The sequence below is a fragment of the Methylomonas sp. LWB genome (assembly GCF_001856095.1).
GTDB classification, from domain to species: Bacteria; Pseudomonadota; Gammaproteobacteria; order Methylococcales; family Methylomonadaceae; genus Methylomonas; species Methylomonas koyamae_A.
The window spans coordinates 1-856 of record NZ_MKMC01000081.1 but is presented as its reverse complement, the minus strand read 5'-3'; the positions used below and the strand labels follow the sequence as shown (position 1 = coordinate 856).

The 856-nt window shown below is 58.6% G+C and carries 1 protein-coding gene; it reads right to left on the bottom strand.

What is annotated here, in order from left to right; all coding sequences use genetic code 11:
- Positions 1 to 19: 19 nt before the first annotated feature.
- On the bottom strand, positions 20 to 856 hold an 837-nt coding region (locus tag BJL95_RS21700), incomplete at its 5' end, for an IS66 family transposase (RefSeq protein WP_139306379.1).

The window sequence follows — 856 nt, the reverse complement described above, 5'->3', positions numbered from 1 at the left end:
CTTAACCGTTGGCGTGCGATTAGTCCGTTAGGGCGTCGAGATTCCAAGGCAACAGCGCTTCGAACTCTTCGACAGTTTTTGCGGTGGGAAGCTTTCGGAACAGATCGACCAGATAGGTGTAAGGGTCGACGCTATTGGCCTTGCAGGTTTCGATCAACGAGTAAAGATTAGCGCTGGCACGGGCGCCGGCCACCGTATCGCAAAACAACCAATTGCGGCGGCCCACCACGAAGGGGCGTATGGCGTTTTCGCAGAGGTTGTTGTCGATGGGCCAAGCGCCGTTGTCGACGAAGCGGATCAGTTTGGACCACTGCGATGACAAGTAATGCAAAGCCTTGCCCAGCAAACTACCGGGGATTACCGCATGCAGATGTTGTAGCAGCAGGGCTTCGATTTTGACCAAAACCGGTCGGCTTTGCTCCTGGCGCCGCTGCCCACGCTGTTCGACGTTCAGGTCTTTCGTCTGAGTTTCAATCGCGTACAGTTCAGCCATCGCCGCGATAAACTGCGTCGCCAGTTGCTCCGGGCCGCGCGCGGCTTTAGGAATGGCGGCTTCGGCCTCGACAAAATAACGCCGCGCATGCGCCCAACAGCCGAGGTGAATCGCACCCCGGCTGGCGGCAATGGCGTTATACACCTCATAGCCGTCGCTCATCAGTACCGCGCCGGGTTTGATGCCGTCATACAACGGCTGCGCATGCGTTCCGCCGCGCCCCGGCGTGTAGCTGAACAGCCGAATCGGCGGTCCGGAGCCGGTCATTTGTGCCCACAGATAGCTTTTGCTTTGCGCGGCTCGGCCGGATTCTTTGAGCACTTGAACCACGGTTTCGTCGCCCAGGATCAGATCGGCATCGAG